This is a genomic window from Cognatitamlana onchidii, from assembly GCF_004804355.1.
In the GTDB taxonomy this organism is placed as follows: domain Bacteria; phylum Bacteroidota; class Bacteroidia; order Flavobacteriales; family Flavobacteriaceae; genus Cognatitamlana; species Cognatitamlana onchidii.
The window spans coordinates 335,603-349,751 of sequence record NZ_SRWZ01000002.1; the positions used below are offsets into that span (position 1 = coordinate 335,603).

Annotated in this window: 6 protein-coding genes; 5 read left to right on the top strand and 1 reads right to left on the bottom strand. The window is 36.9% G+C overall.

Going from position 1 to position 14,149, the window contains the following annotated elements; translation table 11 throughout:
- The first annotated feature begins 150 nt into the window (after positions 1-150).
- The 3 genes from E5D58_RS05065 (at position 151) to E5D58_RS05075 (ending at position 7,267) form a co-directional block, all read left to right on the top strand.
- A complete protein-coding gene (locus E5D58_RS05065; protein ID WP_136480756.1) occupies positions 151-1,737 on the top strand; it encodes a T9SS type A sorting domain-containing protein in 1,587 nt (528 codons plus the stop codon).
- A 262-nt stretch (positions 1,738-1,999) separates the two neighbouring features.
- Positions 2,000-5,218, top strand: a complete 3,219-nt coding sequence (locus E5D58_RS05070) for a BNR-4 repeat-containing protein (RefSeq protein WP_136480757.1) — start codon at positions 2,000-2,002, stop codon at positions 5,216-5,218.
- A gap of 135 nt (positions 5,219-5,353) precedes the next feature.
- The gene (locus tag E5D58_RS05075) at positions 5,354-7,267 is read left to right on the top strand and encodes a hypothetical protein (RefSeq protein WP_136480758.1); all 1,914 of its coding nucleotides are present in this window, start codon (positions 5,354-5,356) and stop codon (positions 7,265-7,267) included.
- On the opposite strand, the gene E5D58_RS05080 is transcribed toward E5D58_RS05075, so the two are convergent.
- A complete protein-coding gene (locus tag E5D58_RS05080) occupies positions 7,260-8,141 on the bottom strand; it encodes an AraC family transcriptional regulator (protein ID WP_136480759.1) in 882 nt (293 codons plus the stop codon). The two genes, E5D58_RS05075 and E5D58_RS05080, sit on opposite strands and share 8 nt — an antisense overlap.
- Positions 8,142-8,320: 179 nt before the next feature.
- Between E5D58_RS05080 and E5D58_RS05085 the strand changes: the two genes are divergently transcribed.
- Both E5D58_RS05085 and E5D58_RS05090 read left to right on the top strand, forming a co-directional pair.
- Positions 8,321-11,590, top strand: a complete 3,270-nt coding sequence (locus E5D58_RS05085; RefSeq protein WP_136480760.1) for a family 78 glycoside hydrolase catalytic domain — start codon at positions 8,321-8,323, stop codon at positions 11,588-11,590.
- A 16-nt stretch (positions 11,591-11,606) separates the two neighbouring features.
- Positions 11,607-14,141 carry a family 78 glycoside hydrolase catalytic domain gene (locus E5D58_RS05090; RefSeq protein ID WP_136480761.1) on the top strand — a complete coding sequence of 845 codons (2,535 nt, stop codon included), beginning with the start codon at positions 11,607-11,609 and terminating at the stop codon, positions 14,139-14,141.
- The last annotated feature ends 8 nt before the right edge of the window (positions 14,142-14,149 follow it).

A 14,149-nucleotide genomic window follows, 5' to 3' on the forward strand; every position in this document is an offset into this window, starting at 1 on the left:
CAAAATTGATTACTAGCTTGATTACTAGCTGATGTGTTTTTCTTAGAGGCTAGTCAGATTTTGCTTAATTACTTGTTATTCAGTGGTTTGTATTGGGCGTTTTTATTTCAGGACAGTTCAGGATACAATTGTCTTTAAAATTTCAGAATTTTGAAAAAAAACAGAACACCCTATTTTATCGCTATGAAAAAAGTTACAATTAAATCCGTCTTACTTTTATTTTTAACCTTAAGCTCCATTGGTATAACAGCGCAAGGCGTACTTCCTTCTAATGACATTTTCAGATTAAAGAATGTGGCAACAGGGCAATTTTTAACCGATGCAGGTGCAAGCGCAAAACCAGTGACTATGACAGATTTAAATGAAGAGGATCAAAGTACCCAATGGACGTTTGTAGAAAACGGGGCATTTTACAACATAGATAGTGAGATTAATGGGATATTGCGAGCGCCAGGTTCTGGTGGCCCAGAAGGTCCTTATGTAGTTTTAAGTACAGGTACAACCACAAGTTCTAGCGATAAAATATGGACCGTAGAACATAACGAAACAGACGATACTTATAGATTTAAATCTAATTTGGGAAGATACATGTACCATGATGCGAATGGCACTGTAACTCATATTGAAATTGAAGCAACCGATGATAGAAGCAATTGGGAACTTGTTCCTTATGTGCAAACACCTGTAGTGGTAGCTCCAGATGAAGATACGAGTACAGACTTAAGTTGCTCGGATGAATTTAGAAACCCTACAAGATCATGCTGTGATTTACCTAATCCTGCCAATGTTGGAACTATTGATGACAGAACATGCTACTCAAATTATAGTGAAAGTTTTGTTTATGACAAAACTTGGGGTGTTTATAATATAACCGATGGTTCAAATCATTTCGGTGGCACGTTACAACCAAGAATGGAACGTTCTTTAAGCCGGTCTAAAGGGACAGGTATTGGAAGTTTTGCAAGATTTACAGGAACATTTAGAATTCTTGAGGCAGGAAAAACCAATAGTGAAAGTAGTGATGGTACATATATCGCTCAAGCCAAAGGAAAACATGATACGAGTGTGAATCCAGCTGGTTCCCCAGATCCAGCAATTTGTTTGTATTTGGCTAAGCCTATTATGGGAACTGGAATCAACGCAGGTAAGCAGGTGGCGTTCAGCATTTATGCAGAGCGTATTTTAAGTCGTGGAGGAGAAGGCTCTGGCAGAGAAGTAGTATTCTTATTGACTGTAAATAAAGATGAGGAAATTGACTTTGAGTTAGAGGTTGGTTTTGCAGAAGATCCAAACGATCCTACCAAGAAAATCCATTATTGTAATGCCGTTATTGATGGCCAACCTTTTGATTGGAATATTCCTGAGCCAGAGATAGGTTTAGAATCTGGTATTAGATATGGTGCGTACCGAGTTAAAGGCGGTAGAGGTCAAATTAGATGGACTAATACAACATATCAGAAAGAAGAAGTTTTAAGTGTTTCTGAAGCAGAACTAAACACGTCTGCGATAAAAGTATACCCTAACCCTGCCAAAGACAGGTTTACAATTACATCTAAAAATATAGCCAATATTAAGGGTGTAGAAATTTATAATATTTTAGGAAAGCGCGTTTATCAGAGTTTGTTAAGTGGAAGTAATTTGGTGGTTGAAAGTGCTAATTTTAAATCAGGTGTTTATTTAGTAAAAGCTCTTACCGCAGATAATAAAGTATTCCATACCAAGCTTGTGATAAAATAAAATATCCTATAGTTTTTATTTAATTGGAGTTTGGCGCATCATAAACAGATCGAATTCTGTTATGAAACTCATTTGCTATGTTTTGCAGTATTTTTATGTAGTTAAGGCAGGCTCCGTTTATATGTGCTTATAAGTTAAGGGTTTGTAGAATTATTCTCCCGTTTGTCTTAAAATCAGGATAGTTCAGGATGCGCTTTTTAACGATATGTGAGATATTTAGATAGTTCTAATTACACTAAAACTAAATATAAGAGATATTGTTATGAAGGTACTTCTATTAACTAAAAGCTTGATTAAGAAACGCGCAATTGTGCTAGTATTATTTCTGGTTTCTACTATTCTTCCTCTAAAAGTCGTGTCACAGGTTACGTTTTTAGAAAGTTCGCAAGTAACAGATAAAGCGCTTTACTTTTGGAAGGCAGACGACCCAAAACCATTTCATTATGGAAGAAGTATAAACCCTCATGGTAATTGTATGAAGGTATCAAACGGTTATGTATTTTATACATGGTATCGTGGCGGTTGGTCAGATCGAACTTTAATGATTTCTAGAAAAAAAATTGGTGAAGGTAACTGGGTGCATGTAGCGCTTCCTGCCAAAATGAGTTTAGTAGGAGGTAAAGGCGATACGCACTTAACAACTAATGTAGGCATTTGCTCTATAGATGGTACGGTGCATTTAATGTTTGATCATCATAATGAAGATTTAAATTATATACGCTCCAAGAAGAACATAGCTTACGGTCCAGATAGTGATTTTATAGCCGATAATTTTCTGCCTCAGCAAGATTACTTAATTCCGGGTAAAAAAGTAACTGGAGTAACCTATCCTGATTTATTTACTAACGATCTAGGAGAAATGTATTTTGAAAGACGTCTGGGTTCTGCGGTTGGTGGTGATATTATTATGACATATTACAATGGGGATACTTGGTCTAATGAGGTTAAAATTATACAAGGACGAGGTGCCGAAGTAACCCAAGGAGAGCGCAATTTTTGTTATGGAAGCGCAAAATATATAAATGGTAAATTTTACTATGTATACTCTCCCCGATGGGCTGAGTCGCCTACACGATTAAATGAGGGGGTTTACGTTATGGAACTTGGGGAACATATGGATGATAAAGCAACAACATTAGATGGAAAAAGTTATGATTTACCAGTTATAGATCATGCACCATTTTTTATTGCAGATCCGAGGAGTATACCCGATAATGAGGGTTGGGCCGGTGGACCTCAGTTGGCTATTTCTCCTAAAAATGACATTTATGCGTACATAAAACCAAAAGGTACAAACGCATACAATTATTTAAGAAGACAAGGCGAAACTGATTTTATAGAAGAGAGAAATAAAGGCTCTTTAGGCGTGTTTTATGGTAACCGCATGTATAAATTTAACTTATCTGGAGGGGAATTTGTAGTTACTAGTGCATTGGCAGGAACCTATACATGGCGAGAAGATTTTAGAACAAGTACAGGTTTAACTGCAAACAAGAGTATTACAATAATGGAAGATGGTGTTATTGCTGTTGTATTTAGCGAACATAAAAACAGTGCTGAAGTACCTATCCATTGTTTTGTGTTTCAGTTAACAAAGGAAGAATATACACCACAGACCGTAACTTTTGATGCCTTGGTAGCAAAAACGGAAGGAGATTCAGATTTTTTATTAAATGCCACTGCAAGTTCTGGGTTACCTGTTACTTTTAGGTCTGCCAATACCAATATTGCTCGTGTGGTGAATGGAAACGAAGTTCAAATTATGGGTGTGGGCTCGTGTGATATTGTTGCTAGTCAAAAAGGCAATGGTGTTTATGATGAAGCGCCAGAGGTGTTACAAGCTCTAGTGGTTAACGCAAATGCCTCTAAGTCGAATCAAACAATTACATTCAGTTTATCTCCAAATACATATACATGGGGGAACCCTGATCAAGTGTTAAATGCCAGCGCTAGTTCCGGTTTGCCAGTACAATATGAAAGTACAAATACAGACGTCGCTATTATTGTAGATGGAAAAATACAAGTAAAGCGAGCAGGAACAACTACCATAAAGGCCTTACAGCCCGGTGATGATACGTACAATGCAGCGCCAATAGTAGGTCATGAATATACCGTTCCTGTAAGGGAGCAGATAATTACTTTTCAGGATATTTCGGAGGTGGCCTCTGGAGATCCAGCCTTTGGTCTTATAGCAACTAGTAATAACCCCGACGCTAATTTAAGATTTGTATGTCCTAATAATCAGGTCGCTATTGTCTGGAGTGACCAAGTAAGACATGTTTTAGGAGCAGGTACTGCAACGGTTACAGTTTCAGATACAGGGAATGATTACTTTACATCTGCACAAGCTTCAAAAACAATTACAGTAAATCCTAAAACTCATAAAATTCCAACGGAAATTGAGGCAGAGCATTATAGGCTAAAGAATGGCGTCAATGTTACCCGTTGGAGTAACTCAATCTTTTATCTAAATTCATGGAATACTAATGATTATGCCGAATATATCATCGATGTGCCAGAGGATGGTCTTTATGATATCGAGGTTTTTGCGGCCTCTACCGGGGCTTCGAAAAAGCTTAAGATTATGCAAGGTTCAACGCTACTTAAATCTATCACGCTAAGGACAACTCCAAATCTCACAAGATTTTTGGGAACAAAATCTACAATTACACTACAGAAAGGAGTGAAAAATATTAGAGTTGTTGGCGAAATAGGTGGGTTTAATTTTGATAAAATGAAAATCACTAATGGTCAAGGCGGAACAGAAGAAGGTGTTTATAAACTAGTAAATGTAGCTACAGGAAAGTTTTTAGGGGCTGCAGCCAGTTCTCAACCTGTGGTTATGCATGATACGGGGGAAGGCGTAGATAAGAAATGGGAGTTTATTAAAGTAAATTTTGAAGAAGTCGATTTTTATAATATCGATAGTCAAGATAGCGGTATTTTACGAGCAACTGGGGGAGGGTTTGGTGCAGGACCTTATCTTGTTGTAAGTACAACTAAAGGCCCTCCCGCAACAACTGGACATACTGATAAAATATGGACGGTACATCATAATTCATCAGATAATACCTTTAGTTTTGAGGCTAAAACGAACAATAGATTTTTATACCATCACGCAGATGGAAATTGTTATAACCTTCTTAAGGGTACGGATTTTGTTGATGGTGATCCAAGAAGCAAATGGCAAGTTGTGGGTACTGGCGGTCCATTACTAAGTATTAATAAAGGTGATTTAGAAATATCTTCTTTAAAAGTATATCCAAATCCAGCCTCTAATGAGTTCACTATTGCTTTTCAAAATATAAATAACGCTGAAGTGAACATATACGACCTTTTGGGAAAAGTTGTATACAAAAGCTCAACTAGTAATGGTGTTATTCAAGTAAAACAAGCTCATGGTTTACCTTCTGGTATGTATTTAGTCAAAGCGTTAACTGATGATAATAAGGTATATCACACCAAATTGGTGATTAAATAACAATAATTAAAATTAACTCTATTAAAGCAAAGCCAGAACATATTTGTTTCTGGCTTTTTATCTTTAATACAGGACAAAACAGGATGGTTTATAAAGGTTGTTTTTTTAAATTCAACCTGTTTAAATAATTACTAAATGAAAAGACGTAACTTCCTTCAACTATCAACACTAGCAGGTGTTGGTTTGTCATTACCTATAGCAGGATTGTTAAATGCTTGCGAAAATCACCCAGAACATTCAATCGAATTTAAAAACTTAATCACAGGTTTGTTAAAGGATTGGAGTGATGGTATGTTAAAAGTACAAATTAACAATCCGTCAAATTTGGAAGAACATGGAGCTTTAGGTTGCCCATCATGTTCGCATATTCATGGGCGGTGTATGGATGCGGTGTACCCGTTTTTGTATATGGCAGATAAAACTGGTGATGAAAAGTATGTAGAAGGCGCTAAATTGGTCATGACTTGGGCCGAAAATAATGTCTCTCAAGAAAGTGGTGCTTGGACCGTGATAAGAAATCCTAAATCATGGAAAGGTATTACAGTGTTTGGAGCCATCGCTTTGGCGGAAGCATTACATTACCATGGTCATGTTTTAGACGATGAAACACATGCTGCTTGGACAAACCGTTTGGAACGGGCAGGACAATACATTTATGATACCTTTACTATAGATTTTACAAATATTAACTATCCAGGAACAGCAGTTTACGGGCTTAATTTGATAGGCAATGTTTTAAATAGAGAAGATTTTAAAGCCAAGAGTAAAACATTAGCTTCTGAAGTAAAAGCTTATTTTACACCAAACGAAGGCTTGCTATTCGGAGAGTGCAAAAAGAGTTCCAGTAAACTAAGCGAAAAAGGGTTGCATGGCGTAGATTTAGGATATAATGTAGAGGAAACCTTGAATAGCTTAGTCATGTATGCGCTTAAGGAAAAGGATGAAGAACTTTTACAAATCTTAACTAAATCTCTGAATAGTCATTTAGAATTTATGTTACCAGATGGTGCCTGGGATAACAGTTGGGGCAATAGAATGTATAAATGGAGCTACTGGGGGAGTAGAACCTGTGATGGTAGCCAACCGGCATTTGGAATGATGTCTCATATTAACCCTGCGTTTGGAACAGCAGCAGTAAAAAATACAGAATTGTTGCAACGATGTACAGCAGATGGCTTAATTCACGGAGGACCTGGGTTTATTGAGGCAGGAATTCCACCTTGTGTGCATCATACTTTTACACATGCAAAACCTTTAGCAGCCTTATTAGATCATTGGGATCATTTACCAGAAATAAATGCAAATGCAGCGTTACCTAGAACTGCGGCAGATGGTGTAAAACATTTTAAGGATTTAGATGTGTATTTGTTTGCAAGAGGCGATTGGAGAGGTACTGTAAGTGCTTACGATGCAGAGTATCACTATAAAAATGATTATCGTCAAGCATCAGGTGGTGCTTTAGGGGTTTTATACCATAATAAAGTAGGTTTGTTATGCGCCGCAAGTATGGCAAAATATGAAATGGTTGAGAAAAACAATCAACAAATACAACCTGGTAAAGATGTTTGCTTAACACCGAGAGTTGAGGTGTTTAAAGATGATGTTTGGTATACAAACTTATACGATTTACCAGCAACAGTGGTTTCTAAAGACCAAAACGGAACCATAGAACTACTAGCTGATGTAAAATTAAAAAATGTCGATAGAGAAGAAGTTACAGAAACTGCGTCTGCATTTAATATTGCTTATAATTGTACAGTAGATAAAACCGAAATTACAGTAAGTACAAAGCAAGCTATCAAAGCGCAAACTACTTTTGTCTTGCCTATCGTTTCACCTGCAAGCGAGGTAGTTACAAATATTAGCGAAAACGAAATCACTATTCAAAAGCCAGAAGGATTAGTTACTGTGAAAGCTAATGCCCCTATTAAAATAAAAGCACTCGAAGGTAAAAGAACCTTTAATATGGTACCTGGCGTTGAAGCTTTGCCTTTTGAAATCTTTTTTGAACATAAAAAGGAACTAAAAATATCAATTGTAGTTAGTTAAAATTGGATGAATTTCGAAATTTCCCAGGTGCTAACCCTGTTTTACGTTTAAACAAGCGGTTAAAATAATAGTCCGATTCAAAACCTAATTCAAAAGCAATTTCTTTTTGAGATTTATCTGTCTGTAAAAGGAGTTCTTTAGCCTTTTCAATTTTCAATAATAGAAAGTATTGCAAAGGCGAAGTGCCTGTTTGCTTTTTAAAGTCTATTCTAAATTTAGAGTAGCTAATGCCTAATTGGGATGCCAAAGCAACCAAATCTATAGTTTTGTTTATGTTTTTATACATAACTTGTTTTGCTCTAGATACTATTGAACTAAGGTGCTTCGCATTGCTACCACCGGTTTTAATATTATAAAGTTCGGCCATGAGTTGTAGGCAAATACCCGATGCTAGTCTTTGATAGCCATAAGGTTCTTCATCAAATAATTTAAAAAGGGTGTTAAAATGATTTAAAACTGAGGGTCTATTGCATTTCGAAATAATTGGGTTTTCACTATTAAAAAAACCATTCAAAAGAAATTTAGAAGCTATTTCTCCAGAAAAGCCAACCCATCTTTCTGTCCAACCTGTACTTTTTTTAGGCTTGTAACTATGCCATATCCTAGGGAATAACAAGAACACATCCCCATCATTAACGCTTATTTTCCCTGTAGCTTTACTTTGAAAAACTCCCTGCCCTTTTGTAATAAGTACTAAATGAAACTCATTTAAAACACGGCCTTCTTTCCATGTGAAATTATATTGATCTGGATGGTCTTTTGATGGGTATTCAGAATTTTTTTCAATAACATTTCGTCCTAAGTTATTTATGTAAAATCCCCAATAATCATCGGTTTGTGTGGTGATTAGATATTTTTTATAGCTATTTTTCATATCATTTTGTGCAACTAATATATCAATTTGTTAATTGTAAATCAGAATAAATTATAGGAATTTTACAAAAAGTGATAAATCATTGAAAAGTCTTATTTGGTAATTGTATAATGCAACTGTCAAGGTTTTTATTTCATTTATAGCTTGTATACTAACTAAATATAAATACCCTTATTAACATGAAACGTTTGCGTAACACCACTGCGTATCTCAATTTCTTCAGCGTCGTTTTTGCAGCTTTCAGCTTGTTTATAATTTCTTGCGAACAAGTTGCTACGGTTTCTGTAGCAGAACTAAAATGTGAGTATAAAACTAATCCTTTTGGTATTGACAACACACTACCAAGATTTAGTTGGAAGCTTGTAGATGCAAACAATACAAAAGGGCAAAAGCAAACCGCATATCAAGTTATAGTTTCTAATAGTTTTGATAATCTTAAAAAGGATTTTGGTAATATATGGGATTCTGGTAAGGTGTTAACCAATGCATCCGTTAATAATATGTTTTCAGGAAGTACTCTAGAATCTGGGAAGCAATACTTCTGGAAAGTAAAAGTTTGGGATAAAGATGATAGGGTGTCAAATTGGAGTGAACCTGCTCATTTTTCAATGGGCATGTTAGAGGAAAGCGATTGGAAAGGAGCATGGATTTACAAAAAAGACCAAAACAAAAAGGACCACAATTGGTACAGAAAGAAGGTTTCTTTAGATAAAGTACCCAAATCAGCATTCATTCATATAGCATCTTTTGGGTATCATGAATTGTACGTTAATGGGAAGAAAGTAGGCGATGAGGTTATGAATCCCGTAAGTTCCTTTATGAAAAAACGTTTGCCTTATCTTACATATGATATTAAAGAGTATTTAAAAAAGGGCGATAACGTTATTGGTATTTGGCATGCCGCTGGCTGGGCAAGGTGGGGGCGCGTAAAAGATTATTTCGATCCGCCTTTTGTATTTAAAGCTCAGGGTAATATTGATTTAGGTGAAGACACTATCGCTTTAGTCTCAGATGCGTCATGGAAATGTAAAAAAAGCTACAGTTCGTATCATAGTTCTTGGGATATACTGGATTTTGGTGGTGAAATTATTGACGAACGTTTACGTGAAGATGATTGGAATACCACTGAGTATGATGACAGTAATTGGGCAAATGCTGTTGTGTTTGATGAAGCAGAAATGCAGGATGTTGGTGTTGCTGATGTTAATTTGGGTCCAAAAGGAGCCATAAGAGCACCTAGTACCGATGCTAATCCGCCCACAAGTAAAATTACAGCGACCTTAAGTGCACAAATGGTAGAACCACAAGTGAAATTTAAGGAAGTGAAACCTATTGGTGTCGCTAAAAATGAACACGGACATTATGTGATTGATATGGGCGAAAACTACACAGGATATTTCGAAATGAATCTGTATAACGGTAAAGAGGGCGATACCGTTACTTTTGAAATTGCCGACCATAAAGAGGTGTCCACATCTTGGGAACAGCGCAGTAAATACATTTATGATGAAACCGGCAAAGGCCATTTTACCAATCGATTCAATTTGGCAGGAGGACGTTTTGTAACCATTTATGGTATTAATTATAAACCCGAATTAAAAGATATTAAAGGCTATGTTATTACCAATAATCGCAAACAAATAAGTCAGTTTGAAAGCTCAAGTGAGTTGTTAAATAAGATTTACCAAGTGAATTTGAATACCTACATCGCCAATACGATAGATGGTATTTTGGTTGACTGTCCGCATCGCGAACGCAGAGGTTGGGGAGAAGTAACTGTGGCCGCCATGTACGGTGATGCCTTACCTAATTTTGAAAGTGGCGCCTACATGATGCAATATGCGCAATTTATGCAAGATGCTCAGGCAGATGATGGTAAAATGCGAGCTGTAATTAATGGCGACGATTTTGAGTTTTTGATGTGGATGGCAAACAGTCCAATAACCATTTGGGAAACCTACCGTATGTTGGGCGACAAGCAATTATTGGAAAATCATTATCCAACGCTAAAAAAATGGATGCATTGGTTATATGAACATTCTAATTTTGATACCCAAGATGCCTTGAAAATAGGTGAACGTGGCACGTTGGAATTCCCAGGCTTAGGTGATTGGTGTACGCCACGAGGTAATTTTTGGACGTCGAGTAATTCTCCAGAATCCGAGCATTTTAATAATTGTGTTTATGCCTTTATGTTAGAATCGGCGAAGGAGATTGCAAAAACTCTCAATAAAAAGGACGATATAAAACTGTACTCTGATCGTTTAGAAGTTCAACGAAATGCAACACATAAAAAGATATATAATGAGCTAACTGGAAAATACGGAGAAGGGCATCAAGTAAATCAGGCTTTTGCTTTACTTTCTGGAGTTACTCCCAAGTCAGAAAAACAAAAGGTCTATGATAATTTGGTGGACCAAGTTTTATATAAATTCCCGTATTACGATACCGGTAGTTCGGGTCAGGCCCTTTACACGCGCTATTTTATAGAACACGGTGAACGGATGGATTTAATTTATGAATTGTTAAAAGATAAACGCCACCCTAGTTACGGCTACTTTTTAGAGCAAGGAAAAACCGTGTGGCCAGAACGATGGTCTGCTATCGGTAATAGCCAAATTCATACTTGTTATACGGGTATTGGTGGTTATTTTATTAAAGGTTTTGCGGGAATTAGACCAGACCCAGAGCGACCAGGTATGCAACAATTTATCGTGAAGCCCGCTCCTGTTGGTGATTTAAACTATGTAAATGCAAGTTACCAATCCCCTTATGGTGCCATTGTTTCAAATTGGAAAATCGCTGATGAAACAGCGACGTTTCATATAGAAATCCCTATAAATACTTTGGCTAAAGTTTATATTCCAGCAAATGAAAAAGAATCAGTTTTTGAAGGAGGAATGCCTGCTGAAAAGTCTGAGGGAATTAAATATATTGGTTCTGAGAAAAGCGATGCGGTTGGTAATTATATCATTTTTGAAGTGGTATCAGGTGTGTATGGTTTTGAAGTATCGGAATTACCAAAAGTAAGTTATCCAGAGCCTTTGAATAAACCCGATAATTTGACATTAATTGGTCGTATGAATGCCTCCTCAATGACTATCGATTCTGAAAAACTACCACTTTTTGAAGCATTTAGGGCAAATGATGAAAATCTGGAGACTTATTGGAAGGCCGTTACAAAAGCAAACGAATGGTTGGAAGTAGAATGGTTTAAACCGCAAATGTTCAACAAAGTTGTCATTAGTGAAAAAGGTAACCATATTTCAAACTATAAAATTCGATATTTTAAAAATGAAAAGTGGGTGGATTTGTTAGAAGATACTTATTGTGGTCCTAATAAAATGCATCAATTTCAGGATGTAATTACTTCAAAGTTTAGAATACTGATAGAAGGTTCTAAAGCTATACCTGGAATTTCAGAATTAGAAATATATTATTCAAATTAAAATTTAAAAAATATACATGAATACATGTTGGTCTTTAAGGAAAAATATAATTTTAATAACCTGTTTTGTAGCAATTTGCTTTCTTCTAAGCAGTTGTTCGCAATCAAATAAAAAAGATTCTGAGATTGCGTTAAACGAAGATGTATTTCTTCCAATACAGTGGGACAGCGCCAAGTGGATTGGCTATACCAAAGACCAGCGCCCAGAGGCATGGGCGGCAAGAGATTTGGTGCGCAACCAACCCCCCATGAATATTAATACTTGGAAGCCTACCGAGGAAGATTTGAAAGTAAGCCGACGCAAAACCCATCCTTCTGTGCTTCTAAGAAAAGGGTTTTCGATTTCTAAAGAAGTGGCATTAGCAGAAGTAGCCGTTTGTGGACTAGGGCTTTATGAGTTGTATTTAAATGGAGAAAAAGTGGGAGACCGTGTGCTCGACCCCGCCCAAACCTCATACAACAAGCGGGCCTTTTATGTGCGTCATGATATTACTAAGGAGCTTCGTAATAACAACAGTATGGGATTAATGTTAGGTAATGGGTTTTACGGACAAAATATGGCGTTTGCTCCTGGGCTTTCTTATGGAAAACCGAGAGCAACTTTGGTTTTAAACATCCTTTATACCGACGGAACTAAAGAACAAATTGTTACCGATGAAAGTTGGAAAGCACACAGTAGTCCTGTCCTTTTTGATAATATTTATCATGGAGAAACTTACGATGCACGTGAAGCGTTAAGTGATTGGAATAGTTATAAGTTTGATGATACTTCATGGGAACCTGTTGAAATAATGGAAGCACCAACACAAAATTTATTGGAGCAGGATTTAGAGCCTATGCGAAAGATAAGAACAGTTAAACCTATAGCGGTTTGGAAAGCAGAACGGGGTTGGATTTTAGATATGGGTCAAAACATGACGGGATGGTTAGCTATTTCTGTAAAAGAAAAGGAGGGTACTGTTGTAAAAATGCGTTTTGCTGAACATCTCATGCCCGATAAACAAAATATAGACCCAGCATCTACTGGAATTCACGTTACTGGAAATACGCAAACCGATGTGTATATCTGTAAGGGCAATGGTACTGAAACTTGGGAACCCCGTTTTACCTATCATGCCTTTCGATATGTTCAAATTGAAGGATTAAGTAAAACACCAGATTTAAGTCAATTTACGGGTTGGTTGGTTCGCACAGATGCAGAACGCATAGGAACTTTTAAATGTTCAGACCCATTAATAAATAAGTTTTACGAGGTCTCTATGTGGACTATCGAGGATAATATTCAAGGCTTGTTGAGTGATTGTCCGCACCGAGAACGTTGCGCGTGGATGGGTGATGCTTATGTAGTTGCCGAAGCGGCTAGTTTTAATTTTGATTTAAAACAATTGTGGCAAAAAACATCTGCCGATATGGAAACGGTTTTGGGGGTTTCTAAAGCACATTTTAAAGACCCTTTTCCTTATGATTCGCGAGCGCCGTCTAATATTTCCGTTGGAAAACGTCTCTGTTTACAAGCCCGACCAGATTGGGGAGCTGCCACCATTATGGTACCATGGTTTTCGTATGTGTATTATGGCGATGCCGTCATCATTGAAGGTGCTTGGGATATGATGGAAGGCTGGATGGCTTACCTAGATGAAAAAGTACAAGAAGATGGTATCATAAACGGCGGATTTGGCGATTGGTGTCCTCCTGGAGGTAACCCAGAAATGGATACACCGCCGGCGTTAACGTCAACGGCTCTGTATTATCAGTCTTTAATGTCTATGGAAAAAATGGCATTAGTGTTGGATAAAAAAGAAGCTGCCAATAGTTATGCTGAAAAAGCGAAATTGGTCAAGACGGCTTTTAATAAAACCTTTTTTAAAGAAAAAACGAAGTCCTATGGTTCCCAAACGGGTAATGTGTTTGCGTTGTATTCTGGTTTGGTTCCTAAAGGCTTAGAGCAACTGGTTGCTGATAATTTAGCAAACCTTATCATGAAAGATAAAAATGGGCATTACAGTACGGGAATTTTTGGGCATCGTCCGCTATACACCGTGCTTAATGATTACGGACATGATGCAGTGACAAAGCACTTGTGGAGTATTACCGATTATCCGAGTTTAGGATTTATGACCGAGGAACACGATTTAACCGTGTGGCCAGAAGGTGTTAGCAATTGGGATAAAAAGGAGCGGTATTATCGACATTCATTTAACCACCCAATGCAAAGTGGTTTTGCGGCTTCATTTCATGAGAGTTTGGGAGGCATAAGACCTAATGAGGATTATCCCGGATTTAAAAAGTTCTATTTAAAACCAATATTTCTTGAAGGTTTAAATTGGGTAGAAGTAACCCATAAATCGTCTCAAGGTAACATTGAAAGTTCTTGGAAAAAGGAAGATAAAGAAATTATTTGGACCATTTCAGTACCAGAACAATCAGAAGCTTTTGTGCAGTTACCATATTATCAAAATGAACAAATCACATTAAATAATACATCAGTTACAGCTAATGTATTTAATGTATTACCAGGTAAACACATCATACGAATATCAAGTTCAAAATAAAAAATATA